This is a genomic window from Blastopirellula retiformator (genome assembly GCF_007859755.1).
Classification (GTDB): Bacteria; Planctomycetota; Planctomycetia; order Pirellulales; family Pirellulaceae; genus Blastopirellula; species Blastopirellula retiformator.
The window spans coordinates 453,811-470,468 of sequence record NZ_SJPF01000002.1 but is presented as its reverse complement, the minus strand read 5'-3'; the positions used below and the strand labels follow the sequence as shown (position 1 = coordinate 470,468).

The following is a 16,658-nucleotide window of genomic DNA, read 5'->3' as shown; positions in this document are numbered from 1 at the left end:
GTTGTCGAGGGAGCGGCGTCGTATCAAAATGAAAAGGGGCGAGCGAAGCTCAATTGCAAACATACTATACAGCCGACCTCGCAGTTGGCGCCCCCCAGCGACTTGGAAAGCTCCCTGATCCCGCTATGCCTGATTTGACCCACAAAATCGCCGTCGTAACCGGTTCTTCCAGCGGAATCGGCCGGGCCGCAGCGATGCGATTGGCGGCCCGCGGGGCCAGCATCGTCGTTCACGCGGCCAAAAACCGCGCCGGCGCCGAGGAAACCTGCGCCGAGATTTCCCGCTTGGGGGGGAAAGCCGCCACGGTTTTGTGCAACTTTGCCGACGCCGAGGCCCGGTCAAAATTTATCGATTCGGCCTGGAACGTTTGGGGCGGTGTTGACTATTGGGTCAACAATGCGGGCGTCGACGTCCTGACCGGCGCCAGCAAAGAACTCTCGTTTGCCGAAAAGCTGCAACTGTTGTGGCAGGTCGACGTCGAATCGACGATTCATCTCTCCCGAGAAGTCGGTCGCCGCTGGATCGCGGAAAAGCGGGAAGGCGCCGCGATCGTCAACATCGGCTGGGATCAGTCGGAGTGCGGCATGGAAGGGGACAGCGGCGAGATGTTCGCCACGATAAAATCGGCGATCACCGCCTTCAGCCGCAGCCTGGCCCGGTCACTGGCGCCGCAGGTGCGGGTCAACGTGGTCGCGCCCGGTTGGATCAAGACATCTTGGGGCGAAACGGCGAGCGATCTTTGGAGCCGCCGCGCTACCGCAGAGGCGCTGCTGCGGCGGTGGGGCACTCCCGAGGACATCGCCGCGGCGATCGAGTTTCTCGTTTCGCCAAACAGCGGGTTCATCACGGGGCACGTGCTGCCGGTCAACGGCGGCTTGGATCACTCGCACCTTCCCGAGCGGGACGAATAGCGAAAATGTCGTCGCCGCAATTTCATTTCGTCACCGGACGGTTAGCCGAACCGGCGCTGCGCGCGATTCTGGGCGATCTCGCCCCGCGAATCGGCTTCGGCTACACCATCCAGACGATGAACATCACCGTCGCCGCCCTGATGACGGCCGATTGGGTCGCGGCGCGGTTGGAGGTTCCGCCGGGCACGACGCAGGTGATGGTGACCGGTTATTGCTTGGGAGATCTCGCCGTGATCGCCGCCAAGGCGGGCGTACCGGTCGAGCGCGGGCCGAAAGACTTGCGGCTGCTGCCGACCCATTTTGGCGAAAACGCCCGGGGCGATGACTACGGCGGCTACGACATCCAGATCGTCGCCGAGATCAACCACGCCGCCAGCTTCTCGCTCGCCGATCTACAGGCCGAAGGCTTGCGACTTGCCCAGGATGGCGCTGACCTGATCGACGTTGGCTGCGACCCTGGCGCCACGTGGGAAGGAGTCGCCGATGCCGTCGCGGCGCTGCGTGACGTCGGCCTGCGGGTGTCCATCGACAGTCTCAACCCGGTCGAAATCGCCGCCGCGGTAATAGCAGGCGCCGAGCTGGTCCTGTCGGTCAATTCCAGCAATGTCGCCCGTGCCGCCGAGTGGAATTGCGAAGTGATCGTCATTCCCGACGATCCAAAAACGCTGGCCGGCCTCGATGCGACCATCGCGCGGCTCGAGCAGGACGGCGTTCGCTATCGTATCGATCCGATCCTCGAGCCGATCGCGTTTGGGTTTGCCGAGAGTTTGGCCCGGTATGTCGAAGTGCGGCGGCGATATTCCCAGGCCGAGCTTTTCATGGGGATCGGCAACCTGACCGAACTGACCGACGTCGACTCGGCCGGGGTCAACACGCTGCTGCTTGGGTTTTGTCAGGAACTGGGCGTGCGGGGCGTCTTGACGACGCAGGTGATCAACTGGGCCCGCACCAGCGTGAAAGAGTGCGACCTGGCCCGGCGGCTGATGCACTACGCGGTCGAGCAAAAAGTGTTGCCGAAGCGGATCGAGCCGAAGCTGGTCACGCTGCGTGATGACCGCGTCGTCTACGAGAAAAGCGAAGACCTAGAGCGGCTGGCGGCGACCATCCGCGACAATAACTATCGGCTGTTCGCCGACGGAGAAACATTGCATTTGGTCAGTCGCCAATTGCATCTCACTTCCAGCGATCCGTTCGAGCTGTTCAGCCAACTGATGGAAACGGCGCCCACCAACGTCGACCCGTCGCACGCCTTCTATCTTGGCTTTGAGCTTTGCAAGGCGCTGACCGCCAATCAGCTAAGCAAGCAGTATCGCCAGGACGAATCGCTCGACTGGGGTTATCTAACGCAGGCCGAAAAGCTGCATCGCCTGAAGCGGGGCAAGACTAAATCGCGGGAGAACGAGTCGTGAACGACCCCGCACCGGTCATCGTGCCGCTGGCCAACTTTGATATCGTCGCCGCGTGGGAGAAACTGCGCGAAGCGCCCCGCTGCTTGTTCCTCGACAGCGCGCTGCAGCATGTTCGGCTCGGTCGGTATAGCTTTCTAACGGCCGATCCTTGGCGGTGGATCGTGGCCCAGCCTGGCGATCGCGATTGTCTAGCGCGAATCGCCGAACTGCTGGCGCAATTTCAGACGCCGACGATCAGCGGCCTGCCGCCGTTTCAAGGTGGGGCGGCCGGCCTGTTTGGTTATGAGTTTGGCGCCGCGCTGGAAGGGGTGGAAGCGGCCAAGCAGGATGAGTTCAACGTGCCGCAGTTGGCGATCGGGTTTTATGACGTGGTGATTGGCGTCGATCATGCCAGCGGCGACGCCTGGTTGATCTCCCAAGGTTTCCCCGAGACGAACAAGAATAAGCGCATAGAGCGGGCCCAGCAGCGAGCCGATCAATTCTTGCGGTGGCTGCAGGTCGGCGTCTCGCCGGAAGAAGCGAAACCGCCGTCGCAGCGTCAGCCGCTCTCCGTCGAGCGCCTGACGCCGCAGTTCTCCACGCCGCATGCTGGCGTTACCAGCAGCTTTTCGGAAACAGCTTACTTGGCCGCGGTCGAGCGGTCAGTCGAGTACGTACGGGCTGGCGACATCTTTCAGGTCAACCTTTCGCAGCGTCTCTTGCATCCGGCGACCAGCGAACCGGCGACTTTGTATCGCAGCTTACGAACCTGCAACGCGGCGCCGTTTGCGGCTTACTTTGACATGGACGACGCCACGCTGCTGAGCGCCTCGCCGGAGCGATTTGTCCAGGTGAAAGGACGTCAGGTCGAAACCCGGCCGATCAAAGGAACGCGGCTCCGCAGCGGTCGGCCTGAGTGGGATATGTATGCCGGGGGCGATTTGCTGGCGAGCGAGAAGGATCGGGCCGAAAATATCATGATCGTCGATCTGATGCGGAACGACCTGTCGCGAGTCTGCGCCGACGAAAGCGTTTCGGTCACCGAACTGTGCGTGCTCGAGCAATATGCCACGGTGCAGCACCTAGTCTCAACGATTGTAGCCCGGCTGCGCGACGACGCCTGCCCGCTCGATCTGCTGCCGGCTGCATTCCCCGGCGGTTCGATCACCGGCGCTCCCAAAATCCGGGCGATGCAGATCATCGCCGAACTCGAACCGACGGTCCGCGGCCCGTATTGCGGTTCGCTGGGCTACATTGGGTTGGACGGTACGGTTGACCTGAACATCCTGATCCGCACCGTGACGGCGGCTGCTGGATGGTGGCAGTTTCCGGTGGGAGGAGGCTTGGTGGTGCAAAGCGAGCCGCGGCGCGAATACGAAGAAACCTGGCATAAGGCAGGCGGCATCCTGCAGGCGATCGCCGCAATTTCATGATCCTGGTCATCGACAACTACGATAGCTTCGTCAACAACCTGGCGCGGTACTTCCGCCTCTGGAGCCAGGAGACGCATGTCGTGCGCAACGATGTGATCACGCTGGAAGAAATCGAACGGTTGCAGCCGAGCGCGATCGTCCTGTCGCCAGGGCCATGCACGCCGGATGAAGCGGGCGTGTCGCTCGACGTGGTTCGCACGTTCGTTGACACGACGCCCATGCTGGGAGTCTGTCTCGGCCATCAAACCATCGCGCAGGCGCTCGGCGGAAAGGTGATTCGCGCGGCGGAGCCGATGCATGGCCGGTCGTCGGTCGTGCGGCATGATCACGATCCGCTGTTCGCAGGCATGCCCGATTCGATTCGCGTCGGCCGCTACCATTCGCTGACCGTCGAACTAAAGTCGCTGCCAACCTGTTTGCGGACGATCGCCGCGGCCGAAGATCGGCAGATCATGGCGGTCCGGCATGTGACGCGGCCGGTCTACGGCGTGCAGTTTCATCCTGAGTCGATCTTGACCGAGCAAGGTTTCGCGATGATCGGCAACTTTTTGCGCGGCGTCGGGATCGAAGCGCACATGCACAGCGAGATCGCCAGCGACGCGCCGCCGAGCGTGCCGCCTGACTTTGCTCCGCAAGACGTCCCTTTCTATTACTAAGCGAGATCGATGCCGCCGATGGTGCTGGAAAGCCTGGTCACGACGATTCGCCCCGACGGCACGGTCAACGTGGCGCCGATGGGCCCGCTGGTTGATCGTCAGTTGACGCAGTTCACGCTGCGCCCCTTCAAGACGTCGCAGACCTATCAGAACTTGAAGCAAGGTTCGCCGGTGGTAGTGCATGTGACCGACGATGTGCGGCTGCTAGCCGCGGCGGCGATTGGCGCAGCGACCGAAGAGCTAATCGGACCGCTGACCCGCTGCCCACAGACAGGCGGCGTCATTTTGCAGAACACCTGTCGTTGGTACGCGCTGCAGGTGGTGCAGCTGGACGATGCGCAAGACCGCGCGACGATCGAGTGCATGGTCGCGGCGCAAGGACGCCTGCGAGATTTCTTCGGCTTGAATCGCGCGCTGCACGCGGTGGTCGAAGGGGCGATCTTGGCGACTCGGGTCGACTTTTTGCCACTCGACGGCATTGAGCAAGACCTAGAGCGACTACGCCCCCTGATCGAAAAGACCGGCGGAGATCCTGAACGAGAAGCGTTCGCACAAATCTGCGACTTCGTCGCGACAAAAAGAGGAAGTTGAACTTGCTCCCATGGGCGCCACTGCTGGCTTGTCCAGCAGTGCCCGGTTTCCATGTTTTAAGACATGGAATCATCCAGTCGGTGAACGGGCAAATGGGCCATTCGGAACGGTTGGCAGGTTCTCACTGCTGGACAAGCCAGCAGTGGCACACGTAACGGAGTTATCCGACTCCCTTTTTCCTTGTCTAGCCCGTTTCTCCTTTGTAGGGGGAAACGTTACACTACGGGTAGTTTCCCCTGCCTGCAAAACCTGCCTGGTAACCGACGTTGCTTGAGATCGTCACGCCAAGTCGTCTCCATTTTGGACTGTTGTCGTTCGGCAATCGGTCGGCGCCCAAGTATGGCGGTTGCGGGGTGATGATTCAGCGGCCGGCGCTGCGTCTGACGCTTGATCCGGCCGAACAATTTTCCGCGGCCGGACCTACGGCGGGCCGCATTCGGGAATTCGCCCAGCGGTGGAGTCAGTACCATCGCCAAGATTTGCCGCCCGTTTCGATCCGCGCCATCCAAACCCCGCGGCAACATGTTGGGCTCGGTCTGGGCACGCAACTGGGACTGGGGGTCGCCACGCTGCTCAATTGCGCCAGCCAGATTCAGGCCGACTCGATCGCAGGGCTCGCCGCGTCGGTTGGCCGGGGCGCCCGATCAGCGGTTGGTTGTTACGGTTTTGATCAAGGCGGTTTCATCGCCGAGCGGGGGATGGAAACGCCCGGTCAACTGTCGCCGCTGGAAGCGCGGATGGAGTTTCCCGCCGGCTGGACCTTCCTGCTGGTCTTCCAAAGCAAACGCAGCGGCATCTCGGGCCCGGCCGAAGTATCGGCCTTTCGCAAGTTGCCGCCGGTGCCGCTGGAAGTGACCGCCCAGCTGAAGCGGTTCTTGTACGAAGAGCTGACGCCCGCTTTGCAGGACGCCGACTTTGATCGGTTTGCGGACGGTCTGTTCCGCTATGGCGAACTGGCGGGCAACTGCTTTGTGCAAGTGCAGGGGGGCGCTTACTTGAATCAGCTGAGCAAACGGACCGTCGACGCCCTGCAACACTTTGGCGTGCGCGGCGTCGGGCAAAGCTCGTGGGGCCCGACGATCTTCGCCCTCTGCAAGAGCAAAGAACAAGCCGCCGCGGCCCGCGACTATCTAAGCGAAACGCTGGCCGACGAAGCGCTTGAGATGGAAATCACCGCCGCCGACAACCAAGGCGCCCAGCTGATCGCCGACGCCGATTGCGAGTGGTCCACCGCCGCAGAAAACTTTGGCGTGACGTCGGGCTAAAATCGTAGGGCAGGCCGTGCCTGCCGCTCTTGCAGCGATGTCGCCGCCAACGCATTTCTAATGCAAATTACTTGCATCGCCGACTCGGTTTACTTCATCATAAGGGTTCGAGAATTCCGATTCCAAGTCCCGACGAAAAACCGCCCATGAAAACGCGCCTCTGCATGATCGCCGTCGCCATGGCGATCACCTACGCGTCGTGGTGCAACTGAGAACTCGATCTGGCTGGGTACATCCAATGGCATGAGAACCGGATCACCTACGCGCAGCGACGGGCCCGCGCCAGGTGCGTTTTTCGACCGCCATCGATAAGTTGGCCTACCAAGACTTCGACCAACTGGCGAACATCTGGAAATCAGTCTCCAACTGCACGCCCTCCAGATCTTGATAGACCGGGCGGACCAGTTCGACGCTTAGTCGGCTGCCATCGCAAAATTGGTAGATGCCGCCGACGCCCAGGTTCAGCCAGAAGCCTCCCCGCATGTCGGTGCGGGCGGTGCTGATCGTGTTGGGGTTCAGCTGCGGATCGCCAGGGCCGCCGTAGTTGTCGCGCCACAGCCCTTCCGTTCGGAAGCTGAGCGAACCGCGCTGACCGATGCGCTGGGCGAACCACCAGTTCAGCTGAAATTCGTCGCTGACGGAGTAGTCGCGGTAGTTCTCGCCGATCGGCAGGTTGGTCTGCAGTTGCACGCCGCTGCTGGCCCGCTCCCAATACTTCTTGTACGTGATGCCGGGGCGAAAATTGAACGTACCGCTACCCAACTGCATCGGGTAAGGCATCAACGTCTCGGCGCCCATTGGGTTGGCGGCGGTGGTCGTGCCATGAATGTTGCCGGTCGGCACGCTCATGCCCAGATTGAAGATCAAGTCCGAGTCGTCCGTTTCGTGCAACAGCATCAGGGCGCCAAAGCGAAGATCGGCGAACCCGCTATTGTACGTCGTGAAGGTCGAACCATTCCGCCGCAGGTGATCCATCGTCAGTTCCATCCACATCGGCATGAAGTAGAGCGTGACGTTGTCGGTGGCGCCATACATGAAGTGGAGCATGTGCATATTCATGTCCATGCGGGTCGGCGTCGCCATGAAGGGAATGCCGGTCACGTCGAGCGCTTCGGTATCGCTGACCGATTGCGAGCCATACCGATTGCCGTCCATGAACATCTTTTGGAACTTGTACTCGACCATCACCTCGCCCTGATGATGGACATGATCCCCCATCAAGCCCGCCGGAGCATGCGTGTCGGGACGACCATCCTTCAGGTCATGCCCATGACCGCCGGCGGCGAAGGGCGCCATCGGCGTATTGATCGGCGGCTGCGACAGGGCGCCATCTTCGGGATGCGCTGCCGCCAAGTCCGGCGTCAGTAGGAGCGTGGCAAGAATGAAGGTGCAGGCGAACAGCATACGCATCGTGGCAATCCTTGCCGGGGTGTGGGTTTCTGGACGATGAGGCGCCAGCGCCGGCGCGAAAAGAGGGTTCCGTTTCCCCAGAGCTCTCAGAGCAAATAGCGGTCGCTGGACACCTCTTGAAGATCGGCCCATTCCGCGTCTAGGCTAAAATTGAATCGAAGGCGTCACCAACATCCTCGCAAAGCTGTTGCACATGCGATTGATCTGTTCGGAAAGGTTTGCCCAACCAGAATGATTGGCCCCACGGACGTTCGCGAGCTGGACGCAGGTAAAGGCGAGTTCCGCCTGAAGCAACCGCTACTTCGCCGGCAACGTCCGGGCATACGCCACCGCCTGGTCGATCCACAATTTCAAATCTTCGTCGGCGGCGATGCCGGCCGGCTCCACCTTTACCCAGCCTTTCATCACTTTGCCGGTGATATCCATCGGCGTTGCGTGCGGGCGACGCTGGTTTTTCTCGTGGTCTTCTTTCGCCAGGCGGACGATCAGCGATCCCTTCCAGGGGCCGACCGTCATGTTGCCGTTGATAAAGAAGCAAAGACCGCCGAACATTTTCTTTTCAGCGTACCCCTTCCGCCGCCGCATGAAGGGGCGAATCCGCTCGACCAGCGCTTCGTCAACGTCGTCCATCGGCTTGGTCCTACCCGTGATTCATCAACCACTCATGCAGCGGCAGCATCTTCTTCCACCGCGCAATCGCCTGATCGACGACCTCCGGCGAGTAGGCTAACTCCAACGGCTCTTCCGCTACCACATATAGCGAGTTGTGGAGCAGGAACTCGGCCGCAGGGCCATCTTGGGGAAAGTCGCGGGGGAAGCGTTTGTAGTGCTTTCCCAGAATCTCGTGCCCTGACCTTCGCAGCTTCTTGGCGATGCCCGCCAACTCGGGGCCGAAGATCGAATGCGTGATCGCGGGACGCAGCTTCTTCAGCAGGTCCGGACAGGCATACGCCCCCGCGCCCAGGAACAGGCCATCGGGACTGACCCGCAAGAAGAGCGCCGACGGGCTCGACTTTTTGTCCTCTTCCCAAAAGAGAAAATCGAGGTGATCCTTGTACGGCGTCTTGTCTTTGCTGAAGCGGATGTCGCGGTTGATCCGATAGATCGAACCATTGATCCGCGGCTGGGCGACCAATCGCGGCGACAACCGCGGCAGCTTCTTACCGACCGCTTCGACAAACGCCTTGGCCGGGGTGACGAAGTATTGGTCGTAGTCGCCCCGATGCTCGTCGAACCACGCTTTGTTGTTGTTCTTCCGCAGCTGGCGGAGGAACGTGACCGTTTGCTTCGGGAAGCCGGGGAACTTGTCGTTGCGTTTCATAAGCGTATTTGTCGGTCAGGCCTCGGCCTGACGAACGGCCGTTGGGGGTGGAAAATCGATAGCGATTCGGCGTCAGGCCAAGGCCTGACCTACTTTTATTGGCCGTAGTTTAGACTACTTTCTTTCGGCAGGCACGCGGCCCGCCGAAAGACCGAGGTTTTTGCCTGAACCTGCCATGGGCACGCCATGTCCTGGTGGCGCGATGGGCGAAAGGCCGTAAAATTGCGGTTTCGATTCGTTCTTTGGTTTTCGGATTCACTGGAAGGGTGCTGTCCCATGCCCAATTTGGGAGTCAATATTGACCATGTCGCCACCGTGCGGCAGGCCCGTCGGACCAACGAGCCTGATCCGGTGTGGGCCGCGGCGCTAGCCGAGATCGGGGGCGCCGACTGCATCACGCTCCACCTGCGCGAAGATCGCCGCCATATTCAGGATCGCGACCTACGGATCATCCGCGAGACCGCCAAGGTAAAGGTCAATTTGGAGCTGGCGACCGCCGAGGATGTGTTGAAGCTCGCCTGCGAGGTGAAGCCGGACCAGGCGACCCTGGTTCCCGAGCGGCGCGAAGAAGTGACGACCGAAGGGGGGCTCGACCTGCTCCGCAGCCCCGAAAAGAACAAAGCGGCGATTCATCGGCTGCAAGACGCCGGAATCGCGGTCAGCCTGTTTCTCGATCCCGAACCGGCTCAGCTGGTGATGGCCCGCAAACTGGGGGCGACCTCGGTCGAACTGCACACCGGGCAATACGCGCTGACCCAAGGCGCCGCCCGGGAGAAAGAGCTGGAAAAACTGACCCACGCCGGGCAGCAGATCTGCGATCTGGGGATGGAACTGCTGGCTGGCCACGGCCTGACCTACAGCAACGTCCTGCCGGTCGCCGCGATCCCCAAAATGCGCGAGCTGAACATCGGCCATAGCATCATTGCTCGGGCGATGATGGTCGGCATGGAACAAGCCGTGCATGATATGAAACGGTTGATTACCGGTTTGATCACGACGTAGAGCAGTGATCCGACGTAGAGTGGGTGGAGCGCGCGCCAAATAGCGTCGCTCCGGGTGGTTTGGCGAAATCGCTTGCGTAACCCATCAAATGCGTGCAAGCCAAAGGTGGGTTACGCGATCGGTCGTAACAACGCGGCGAGGCCAGGCCTGGATTCGCTCGCTGCACCCACCCTACCAAGGTTTTGACCTGCGTTTCCTAGTTCCGCCGCTTACCCCGCCCCCCGGTTGTCGAAGCGGGCTGTGTGGGACATATTTGTATTACGTATTTCTGTTGTTTCCGTTCGACTCAGGTAGTGGTATGTCGCGAAAAGGTTCTGAATTTGCTGGCGTCTGGACTGCAATTGTCACTCCGTTCAAGGACGGCAATGTGGACTACGATCGCTTGAAAGAGCAAGTCGAATTTCAGATCGCGGCCGGCGTCACCGGTCTCTGCCCGGTCGGCACTACCGGCGAATCGCCGACGCTGTCGCACGAAGAGCACGAGCGAGTGATCAGCTCGGTGATCGAAACGGCCGCTGGTCGCGTCAAGATCATGCCGGGGACCGGATCCAACAGCACGGCCGAAGCGCTGCGGCTGACGATGTGGGCCGCCCAGGAAGGCGCCGACGCGGCGCTGATGGTCGCTCCGTACTACAACAAGCCGACTCAGAACGGCTTCTACGAACATTTCAAAGCGGTTGCCGAAGCGGTCGACGTGCCGATTTGCGTCTACAACATCCCGGGCCGCGCCGCCAAGAACATCGAGCCCTGCACGATCGCCAAGCTGGCCGAGCTGAAGAACATCGCCCTGGTCAAAGATGCGACTGGTTCGATGGATCAAACGTCGCAGGTGCTAGAGCGGACCGACTTGACGGTCCTTAGCGGCGACGACAGCATGACGATTCCGATGATGTCGGTCGGGGGCGAAGGGGTGATCTCGGTCGTCGGCAACATCGTGCCGCAAGATCTGGTTGCGATGGTCAAGGCGATGGCGGCTGGCAACCTGGCCGAAGCCCAAGAGCGACACTTCAAGCTCTTCGGGCTCTGCCGCGAACTGCTCGGCCTGTCGACCAACCCAATTCCGATCAAAGCGGCGATGAAGATGCTCGGCCGCGACACCGGCGAACTTCGCCTGCCGATGACCAACCTGGAAGCGAGCGAAGAAACGCAACTGCGGGCGACGCTGACCAAGTACGGGCAGCTGTAATGAGCGATCAAATTCATGGGCGTAGGGTCCGCTGTGCGGACCACGAACCTGCAAGTGGACGTCGATCTTGGTTAGCGCTTCCTTGGTCCGCATAGCGGACCCTATGAAGAAACGCCGAGTGATCAGGACGCTAGCCCGCAGCGCCAGCGAGGGAATGCGGTCGAGCCGTCCAACGAGCGTCGCATCCCTGCTTCCAAGTCCGAGTCGCTAATCCGACCGATCGTCTGACCCACGCACATTCCCTCGGCTTGCGCCTCGGGCTACGATCGAATTCGTCTCGATAAATACTTCCGACCGAGGCCAGCATGCGGTCGATTCTCTATCTGTGCGAATACGGGACGCTGAACGGGGGCGAGAACTCGCTGCTTTCGATTCTTCCCTACGTGATGTCGGTCGGGTGGCGACCGATCGTGTTGGGACCGTCCGCTGGAGACTTGGCGGCCCGCGTCAGGAAAACTGGCGCCGAGTATGACGCCTGGGACGTGGCCGATGGGGCAGGGCGGAAGCGTCCGCTGGAAGCGTTGCGTGCGGAACTGCCGCAACTAGTCGCGCGTCATCGCGCCGACATCGTGCACGCCAACAGCTTGTCGATGAGTCGCGTGCTGGGGCCGGTCGAAACGCCGGACGTGATCAAGGTCGGCCATCTGCGCGACATTCTCAAGCTCAACCGCCGCGTCATCACCGACCTGAACCAGCTGGACGGGCGAATCGCCGTTTCCCACGCGACCCTCGACTTTCACGTGTCGCAAGGATTGTTAGACGAGTCGACGCGGGTGATTTACAACGGCGTCGCCACGACCGTTTTCTTCCCCGGCGAGCCAACTGGTTATTTGCATCGCGAGCTGAACCTGCCGCGCGAGAAACAACTGTTCGCGATCATCGGCCAGATCGGGATGCGAAAAGGGATCGAGATCGCGCTGCAGGCGTTTACCAGTAACGGCCAGGCCCATCTGCTGGTGATCGGCGATCGCTTTTCGCAAAAGGACGAAGCGATCGAGTACGAAGCGTCGCTGCGGCAGATAGTCGCCGAGCGGAGACAGACTGCCGACGTGACGTTTTTGCCGTTTCGTCATGACCTGCCGCAGTTGCTGCGCGAGTTGACGGCGTTGGTGCACGCCGCCCGGCAAGAGCCGCTGGGGCGAGTGTTGCTGGAAGCGGCCGCGACAGGTTTGCCGGTTGTAGCGACCAGCGCGGGTGGAACGCGCGAGATCTTTGGGGACGACGCGGCCGAGATCGTGCCGATCGACGACGTCGACGCCATGGCGAGGGCGCTCGATCGGCTGATTTTTGACCCCGCCTATCGTGCGCAGCTTGGTAGAAAGGCGCAAGCGCGCTGCGGTCTCTTCACACCCGGCAAGTCGACCTCGCAGATTGCGCGCTTTTATAACGACCTGTTGGCGCGGTCGTAACGAATGTGCCGGGCCGCTTCCCTTCAGCCACGAATTTTGTCAGAACTGCACGGCAGACTGAGCTAAAGTTTGGTATGCCCGAACGCGGGCACGTTGCAATCTCTTCTGATCCGGCTGGACCCAAAGCCATGAACGTATCTTGTCAAGACCTTGCCGAACGTATCCAAACCCTGCAGCCTAGTGCGAACGTGAAAGACGTCGCCCGCTTGTGCCTGTTGTTGTCAAACTCGGTGAAAGATACCGAGCACCTGGCAGATGATCAGCTGCTGACGACGGTCTGGAAAGAAGTCGGGCTGAAGCTGCAGGCCGCCACTGACCAACACGCCGCCATGACGGCCGAGCTGGACGAACTGTCAACCTCCGACCCTCGTTCGTTTTCGCCGGACCAGATCTGGGTGCTGATCCGCGCGATCAAAGTGCAAAGCCAGATCCTGCAGCTGTATGTCGGGCAACCGGCGCTGAACGTCTAAGAGGCGAGAAATCGATCACCGGCGTAGGGTCCGCTATGCGGACCACGAACCTGCGCTCACAGAATTTTAGCCGCCATAGGCTGGGTCGAGACCCAGCAGAACTTCATCGCCGCGATGATCGCGCCTTCGCTTCTTGCCGCATCAAGCTGGGTCTCGACCCAGCCTACGAAGCGAAATGACGTTCGACGTAGTTAGCTTCCCGCCACTTTCGGCTCTCCGCTTTTCTTCGGGCTACTATTCTTGGCGATCGCTTACTCGCCCAGTAACAAAATCGTGACCGACATATAGATCAGAATCCCGACCAGGTCGATCACGCCGGCGACGAAGGGGTTGCTCATTAGCGCCGGGTCGAGGTTCAAGCTCTTGAATAGTAGCGGCAGCATTGAGCCGACGATCGTTCCGGCCAGTACCACGACGATCACCGTGATCGGCACCACCAGCGCCGCCCATAGCGAGGGCGCCTCGATCATGGCGATGCCGAAACCGAAGACGCAGAGCAAGCTGCCGAGGATCAGGCCCATTAGCATTTCGCGCCGCAGGACCGTCAGCCAATCGTAGATCGAGACGTCTCCCTTGTTCAGGGCCATGATGATCAGCGTCGCCGATTGATTGCCGGTGTTGCCGCCGGTCGAGATCACCAGCGGAATAAACGGCACCAGCCAGGCGTACTTGTTCAGCTCTTCTTCAAACTGGCTGAGCGTCATCACCGTCAGCAAGGCCCCGCCAAACAGGATCGTCAGCCAGACGCCACGTTTCCAGCTCAGGGTTAAGACCGGCGTTTGCAGGTACGACTCTTCGAGCGGTTCGACCGCCGCCGCGCGGTAGGCGTCTTCTTCGGCCTCTTCCAAGACGACGTCGAGAATATCGTCGTGCGTGATGATGCCGACCAGTTGCAGCGTGTCGTCGACCACCGGAATCGCCAACAAGTCGTAGTCGGCCATCTTCCGCAACACTTCTTCCTGGTCTTCGGTCACCTGGGCGTGAATCACCTCGGGCTCCATCAGCTCTGACAGCTTCCGGTCGGGCTTGCCCAGCGACGACACTAACTGCCGGGTCGAGACGACGCCGTGCAGCCGATCGTTGTCGTCGGTCACGTAGACGTAGTAGATCGTTTCCAGGTTTTCGGCCTGGCGCATGATCTCGTCCAAGGCCTGGCGGACGGTCAGAATCTCGGGCAGCCGGGCGACTTCGGTCGTCATGATCGCCCCGGCGACCCCTTCGGGATAGCGGGCCAGGCGATGAAAATCGCGGCGTTCTTCCAGCGAGAGGAGGGCCAAAATGGCGTTGACCGTCTCGTCCTCGACGCCTGAGAGGAGGTCGACCCGGTCGTCGGCCGACATGCAGGAGATCATCTCGGCGACCTCTGCGGGGTCCCGCGACTCGATGATCTCGACCTGAAACGGGTGTTCGAAATAGGCGAAGATCTCGCTGGCCAGCTGGGTATCGGCGTGGCGGAGAACGTTCCAAACCTCTTCTGCGGTAAGGGCTTCCATGAACTCGGCGGTCCGCGCAGGGTGCAGCGCGGTGCAGAATTCCAACAGACCTTCATGGTCGTTTTCGGCCAGCATTTCGCGGAGTTCCGGCAGGTAGAGCAGGTTCATCATGGCGCCGTTTCATCGTATAAGAGGTCAGGAGCTTCTAATCTACCTTGCCTGCTCCGATTCGTTCACCCCGGGGCAAATCCGAAAAAATCAGGGAGCGTCGACAATTTCTGGGGCGCAATCACAATTGACGCTATCATTTAGGACAATTAGACTTACAGATGCTCTGATAGCATCCATTTTTTGCGTTCTCTGCGTTCCGCCCACGGGTCACCCCATCGATATCGTGGTCGCAACGGAGGAAACGCCGCAACCGGCGAAAACTAGGTCCGCAATGAGCGAATCCTCCGAAACGCTAAGTCGATCGGACGACTCCATCGAAAGATGTGAGGAGAGGATCGGCTATTGGTTTCAAGAAAAATCACTGCTGAAGTCGGCCTTGACGCACGCCTCGGGGGCAAGTCATCGGCTGGAAAGCAACGAACGTCTGGAGTTCCTCGGCGACGCCATTCTCGGTAGCGTCGTGTGTGAAGCGTTGTTCCTACGCTACACCAACTTTCTAGAGGGAGACCTGACGCGGATCAAATCGGTCGTGGTCAGTCGCCTGACCTGCGCCAAGCTAAGTCGAGAGCTGGGACTGGAAGAGTTCCTGATTGTCGGCAAAGGGATGTCGTCGAGCCCGTCGGTTCCGCCGTCGCTGTTGGCGGACGTCTTCGAGGCGATCATCGCCGCCATCTATTTGGATGGCGGACCGAAGGCGGCCGAAGAGTTCGTCATGCGGAACCTGGAAGACGAGATCGAAGCGGCCGTCTCCGGCGAAGCCGGCGCCAACTTCAAATCGGCCCTACAGCAGTACGCTCAGCGCGAACATGGCGCGACGCCCAGCTACTTGCTGCTTGACGAAAAAGGGCCAGACCATAGCAAGTGCTTTCAGGTTGCCGCCCAAGTCGCCGGCGTCCGCTATGGCGCCGCATGGGGACGCAACAAGAAGGAAGCGGAGCAGCGGGCTGCCGAAAACGCCTTGTGCGAAATCGAGGGTGGCCCGGCCGAACATATCACCGAGTAGTTCGCCCGATGCCGCGCTGCGTCGCTTTAATCTCTGGGGATCTCGATGGCGCCGTCGCCGCCGCCCTGGTCAAGTCGCAAGGGATCGAGGTCGACGCCGTCGCCTACGCCACTCCCTTTTCGCCGATTGCCGCGGCGGCCCAGCTTTCAGCCGACCAGCTGCAAGTGCCGCTGCATCTCATTCAGCCGACGCCGACCGACTATCTGCAGCTGCTCGCACGCCCGCGGTTTGGCTATGGCAAAGGCGCCAACCCTTGCTGCGATTGCCGCCTGGCGATGTTGGCCGCGGCGGTCGCGCTAATGAAACAGCTGGACGCTGACTTTATCGTCACCGGCGAAGTCCTGGGACAAAAGGTGATGGGACAGAAGCGGGCTCATCTCGAAATGATGGAGCATCATGCCGGCATCCCGGGGCGGTTGGTTCGTCCGCTGTCGGCGCGGTTGCTCTCGCCCACCTTGCCCGAGACCAACGGTTTGCTCAATCGCGATCGGCTCTGCGCGATCCATGGCAGCGGCCGCCGGAAGATTCGCGAACTCGCCAAGCGGTTCGGCCTGACCGGCAGCGAGAAAGGCGCCGCGCGGTGCCGATTGGTCGATCCGGCGTATGGCGGACGCGTGCGACCGGCGCTCGTCTCACGTCTACCGCGCGAGTGGCTGTTGCCAGGGTTGTTCGAGTTTCCGCGGCAGCGCTGGATCGAAAATCGCGGCCTGGTGATCAGCGGGCGCAACCAAAGCGAAAACGAGAAGCTGGCCCGGCTGTTCGCCGACCTGCCCGGCGACCCCGTTTTGCTGCTGGCGACGCCTGACAATTTCTCGGGACCAACGGTGTTGTCCGTAGGATTAGAGCCGTCTGAAGCGGCCCGCGAAGTCGTTCTGGCTTTGCGCGAAAGAGGCATCGCCAATGCGGGCAACCGTTTGATCTGGACCGACAAATCGCGTACGTGGAACCGGTTATGCGACCATTCGATGTCGGTTTAGCGCAGATTGCTTCAATCGAGCTGCGGAATTGC

The 16,658-nt window shown here is 60.9% G+C and carries 16 protein-coding genes; 12 read left to right on the top strand and 4 right to left on the bottom strand.

Going from position 1 to position 16,658, the window contains the following annotated elements; genetic code table 11:
* Positions 1 to 125: 125 nt before the first annotated feature.
* From Enr8_RS09290 to Enr8_RS09265, 6 genes are all read left to right on the top strand, one after another.
* The gene (locus tag Enr8_RS09290; protein ID WP_146430740.1) at positions 126 to 911 is read left to right on the top strand and encodes an SDR family NAD(P)-dependent oxidoreductase; all 786 of its coding nucleotides are present in this window, start codon (positions 126 to 128) and stop codon (positions 909 to 911) included.
* 5 nt (positions 912 to 916) lie between these two features.
* Positions 917 to 2,320 carry a DUF6513 domain-containing protein gene (locus Enr8_RS09285; RefSeq protein WP_146430738.1) on the top strand — a complete coding sequence of 468 codons (1,404 nt, stop codon included), beginning with the start codon at positions 917 to 919 and terminating at the stop codon, positions 2,318 to 2,320.
* Positions 2,317 to 3,732: an anthranilate synthase component I family protein gene (locus tag Enr8_RS09280; RefSeq protein WP_146430736.1), complete on the top strand. Its 1,416-nt coding sequence runs from the start codon at positions 2,317 to 2,319 to the stop codon at positions 3,730 to 3,732. The genes Enr8_RS09285 and Enr8_RS09280 overlap by 4 nt, the downstream gene beginning before the upstream one ends.
* Complete coding sequence (locus Enr8_RS09275) at positions 3,729 to 4,388, top strand: anthranilate synthase component II (RefSeq protein WP_146430734.1); 660 nt, start codon at positions 3,729 to 3,731, stop codon at positions 4,386 to 4,388. The genes Enr8_RS09280 and Enr8_RS09275 overlap by 4 nt, the downstream gene beginning before the upstream one ends.
* A 9-nt stretch (positions 4,389 to 4,397) precedes the next feature.
* The gene (locus Enr8_RS09270; RefSeq protein WP_186767535.1) at positions 4,398 to 4,979 is read left to right on the top strand and encodes a DUF447 domain-containing protein; all 582 of its coding nucleotides are present in this window, start codon (positions 4,398 to 4,400) and stop codon (positions 4,977 to 4,979) included.
* A 266-nt stretch (positions 4,980 to 5,245) separates the two neighbouring features.
* The gene (locus tag Enr8_RS09265) at positions 5,246 to 6,244 is read left to right on the top strand and encodes a hypothetical protein (protein WP_146430732.1); all 999 of its coding nucleotides are present in this window, start codon (positions 5,246 to 5,248) and stop codon (positions 6,242 to 6,244) included.
* A gap of 318 nt (positions 6,245 to 6,562) precedes the next feature.
* Here Enr8_RS09265 and Enr8_RS09260 read toward each other — a convergent pair whose 3' ends face one another.
* The 3 genes from Enr8_RS09260 to Enr8_RS09250 all read right to left on the bottom strand — a co-directional run bounded on the left by Enr8_RS09260 (position 6,563) and on the right by Enr8_RS09250 (position 8,975).
* Positions 6,563 to 7,654 (bottom strand): transporter, encoded by a 1,092-nt coding sequence (locus Enr8_RS09260; protein WP_246120016.1) that lies wholly within the window; start codon positions 7,652 to 7,654, stop codon positions 6,563 to 6,565.
* Positions 7,655 to 7,951: 297 nt separating this feature from the next.
* Positions 7,952 to 8,284, bottom strand: a complete 333-nt coding sequence (locus Enr8_RS09255) for a TfoX/Sxy family protein (protein WP_146430730.1) — start codon at positions 8,282 to 8,284, stop codon at positions 7,952 to 7,954.
* A gap of 10 nt (positions 8,285 to 8,294) precedes the next feature.
* A complete protein-coding gene (locus Enr8_RS09250) occupies positions 8,295 to 8,975 on the bottom strand; it encodes a DUF2461 domain-containing protein (protein ID WP_146430728.1) in 681 nt (226 codons plus the stop codon).
* Between the two features lie 276 nt (positions 8,976 to 9,251).
* Between Enr8_RS09250 and Enr8_RS09245 the strand changes: the two genes are divergently transcribed.
* The 4 genes from Enr8_RS09245 to Enr8_RS09230 all read left to right on the top strand — a co-directional run bounded on the left by Enr8_RS09245 (position 9,252) and on the right by Enr8_RS09230 (position 13,042).
* Positions 9,252 to 9,977 (top strand): pyridoxine 5'-phosphate synthase, encoded by a 726-nt coding sequence (locus tag Enr8_RS09245; protein ID WP_146430726.1) that lies wholly within the window; start codon positions 9,252 to 9,254, stop codon positions 9,975 to 9,977.
* Between the two features lie 298 nt (positions 9,978 to 10,275).
* Positions 10,276 to 11,163: a 4-hydroxy-tetrahydrodipicolinate synthase gene (gene dapA / locus Enr8_RS09240; RefSeq protein ID WP_146430724.1), complete on the top strand. Its 888-nt coding sequence runs from the start codon at positions 10,276 to 10,278 to the stop codon at positions 11,161 to 11,163.
* Between the two features lie 305 nt (positions 11,164 to 11,468).
* Complete coding sequence (locus Enr8_RS09235) at positions 11,469 to 12,572, top strand: glycosyltransferase family 4 protein (RefSeq protein ID WP_146430722.1); 1,104 nt, start codon at positions 11,469 to 11,471, stop codon at positions 12,570 to 12,572.
* Between the two features lie 128 nt (positions 12,573 to 12,700).
* The gene (locus Enr8_RS09230; RefSeq protein WP_146430720.1) at positions 12,701 to 13,042 is read left to right on the top strand and encodes a hypothetical protein; all 342 of its coding nucleotides are present in this window, start codon (positions 12,701 to 12,703) and stop codon (positions 13,040 to 13,042) included.
* Positions 13,043 to 13,293: 251 nt separating this feature from the next.
* Here Enr8_RS09230 and mgtE read toward each other — a convergent pair whose 3' ends face one another.
* Complete coding sequence (gene mgtE, locus Enr8_RS09225) at positions 13,294 to 14,646, bottom strand: magnesium transporter (protein ID WP_146430718.1); 1,353 nt, start codon at positions 14,644 to 14,646, stop codon at positions 13,294 to 13,296.
* A gap of 271 nt (positions 14,647 to 14,917) precedes the next feature.
* Here mgtE and rnc point away from each other — a divergent pair, with 271 nt between their 5' ends.
* Positions 14,918 to 15,649 carry a ribonuclease III gene (gene rnc / locus Enr8_RS09220; RefSeq protein WP_146430716.1) on the top strand — a complete coding sequence of 244 codons (732 nt, stop codon included), beginning with the start codon at positions 14,918 to 14,920 and terminating at the stop codon, positions 15,647 to 15,649.
* A gap of 8 nt (positions 15,650 to 15,657) precedes the next feature.
* A complete protein-coding gene (locus tag Enr8_RS09215; RefSeq protein WP_186767534.1) occupies positions 15,658 to 16,626 on the top strand; it encodes a hypothetical protein in 969 nt (322 codons plus the stop codon).
* The last annotated feature ends 32 nt before the right edge of the window (positions 16,627 to 16,658 follow it).

What these genes read in the sequence shown, in the direction of transcription:
- Enr8_RS09235 (WP_146430722.1), top strand. Translation starts at nt 11,469, where the DNA reads ATGCGGTCGATTCTCTATCTGTGCGAATACGGGACGCTGAACGGGGGC.
- Enr8_RS09215 (WP_186767534.1), top strand. Translation starts at nt 15,658, where the DNA reads ATGCCGCGCTGCGTCGCTTTAATCTCTGGGGATCTCGATGGCGCCGTC.
- Enr8_RS09290 (WP_146430740.1), top strand. Translation starts at nt 126, where the DNA reads ATGCCTGATTTGACCCACAAAATCGCCGTCGTAACCGGTTCTTCCAGC.
- Enr8_RS09250 (WP_146430728.1), bottom strand. Translation starts at nt 8,975, where the DNA reads ATGAAACGCAACGACAAGTTCCCCGGCTTCCCGAAGCAAACGGTCACG.
- mgtE (WP_146430718.1), bottom strand. Translation starts at nt 14,646, where the DNA reads ATGATGAACCTGCTCTACCTGCCGGAACTCCGCGAAATGCTGGCCGAA.
- Enr8_RS09245 (WP_146430726.1), top strand. Translation starts at nt 9,252, where the DNA reads ATGCCCAATTTGGGAGTCAATATTGACCATGTCGCCACCGTGCGGCAG.
- Enr8_RS09255 (WP_146430730.1), bottom strand. Translation starts at nt 8,284, where the DNA reads ATGGACGACGTTGACGAAGCGCTGGTCGAGCGGATTCGCCCCTTCATG.
- Enr8_RS09270 (WP_186767535.1), top strand. Translation starts at nt 4,398, where the DNA reads ATGCCGCCGATGGTGCTGGAAAGCCTGGTCACGACGATTCGCCCCGAC.
- rnc (WP_146430716.1), top strand. Translation starts at nt 14,918, where the DNA reads ATGAGCGAATCCTCCGAAACGCTAAGTCGATCGGACGACTCCATCGAA.
- Enr8_RS09285 (WP_146430738.1), top strand. Translation starts at nt 917, where the DNA reads ATGTCGTCGCCGCAATTTCATTTCGTCACCGGACGGTTAGCCGAACCG.
- Enr8_RS09275 (WP_146430734.1), top strand. Translation starts at nt 3,729, where the DNA reads ATGATCCTGGTCATCGACAACTACGATAGCTTCGTCAACAACCTGGCG.
- dapA (WP_146430724.1), top strand. Translation starts at nt 10,276, where the DNA reads ATGTCGCGAAAAGGTTCTGAATTTGCTGGCGTCTGGACTGCAATTGTC.
- Enr8_RS09260 (WP_246120016.1), bottom strand. Translation starts at nt 7,654, where the DNA reads ATGCGTATGCTGTTCGCCTGCACCTTCATTCTTGCCACGCTCCTACTG.
- Enr8_RS09230 (WP_146430720.1), top strand. Translation starts at nt 12,701, where the DNA reads ATGAACGTATCTTGTCAAGACCTTGCCGAACGTATCCAAACCCTGCAG.